The sequence below is a fragment of the Azoarcus sp. L1K30 genome (genome assembly GCF_018122735.1).
Taxonomy (GTDB): domain Bacteria; phylum Pseudomonadota; class Gammaproteobacteria; order Burkholderiales; family Rhodocyclaceae; genus Parazoarcus.
On sequence record NZ_JAGRRD010000002.1, the window covers coordinates 1 to 1,532 of the forward strand.

Sequence of the window (1,532 nt, forward strand, 5' to 3'; positions counted from 1 at the left end):
CGCTATCTGCAGCGTGCGGACCATCGCCTCGGCGTACGCATCGCCCAGACGCCAGACGGCGGTCTGCGCTTCAATCCCAATACCTCGGAAGATCTGCTGATCGACGACTTCGGTCACGTGCTGCGTCAAGTCCTGCCCGACCATGGCACGAAGACAGCCCGCTACGATGCAGCAGGGCGCATCGTCGACATCGCCAGCGTCGACGGCAGTCGCACCGCCTACACCTACGATGCCGCCGGTCGGCTCATCCGCAAGGATCTGTTCGACGCCCAGGGACAGACTGCCGAAGCCGTCGCACTCACCTACGCGGGACACACGCTGGCCAGCCGCAGCGATGGCGCACAAACCAGCCGCTTCGGCTACGACGCGTTCGGTCGCAAGACGCAAGAAGCCATCTCGCTCAGCGGTCTAGATCAGGTCTTTACCACCCATACCCGGTTCGACCCCGATAGCGGCCTGGTCAGTGCGCGTGTGCTGGCCGATGGCCGGGTGCTGCGCATCGCACGTACCGATGCCAGACACGGCGCCACCGCAAGCAGCCTGCGCCTGCAGGCGGCCTGGGCGGCTGCGATCGAGGACTGGCTGAGCGAACATGTTGCGCGCGGCCTTGGTGAGACTGTCGGTCGCTGGCTCCCCGACACCACGATTGCGGACCAGATCCGTATTGACCCCTTTGACGGTCTCTCCGCCTACACGGCCGGCAACGGCATCGTAACCCGACGCAGCTACGACACCGCCGGCCGGCTCACCGTGCTCGACATCGACGGAATCGATCGCACCGACTACCGCTACGGCAATGGCCCCCGCATCAAATCCATCGATTCCCCCCTGCTGAAGGCCGACTACCGCTACACCGGTTTTGGCCAACTCCGGCCGGATCCACCCAATGAGCCAACGCCCGCTCGTAGGGAGGCTCGCCACCCTGCGAACACAGCCGGCACCGCCGTCACACGCGATGCCCTGGGTCGCACCGTCGAAGACGCCCGCTTCCGCTACACGTACACCGTGAGCGGCCAGCTCGACACCGTCACCGACCGCACGACCCGGCAGCGCGTGGCGCGCTACCGCTACAACAGCCTGGGGCAACGTGTGGCCAAGACCGTCATCGGTCAGGGCAGGGACACCACGACCTGGACGCTATGGCTCGATGGCAAGCGCGTGGCCGAGCTCGATGCCAGCGGCGCCATCCAGACGCAATACCTTTACCTGTCGGAGAGCAAGCGCACCACGCCGGTTGCCCGACTCGACGCCTCCGCCACCTACTTCATCCACACCGATCACCGCGGGGGCCCCATCGCCATGACCGACAAGCGCAAGGTCATCGTGTGGCGCGCAACGCTCACGCCGTGGGGGCTGGCGATGCCTCAGGGTGCGGCGTCATCACCGCCAGCACCAACCGAGGCCGTTGTGCCCCTTTCGCACTTCGGCGTCGAACCGCTGAACCTGAGGCTCCCCGGTCAATATTTCGATGCCGAGACCGGACTGCACGACAACTGGCATCGAACCTACGACCCACGCACCGGGCGTTACCT

At 65.9% G+C, this 1,532-nt stretch carries 1 protein-coding gene; it reads left to right on the plus strand.

Features of this window, described 5'->3' with window-relative positions:
* A partial coding sequence (locus J5J83_RS22765) for an RHS domain-containing protein (protein WP_212353665.1) occupies nt 1–1,532 on the plus strand: 1,532 nt, incomplete at both ends.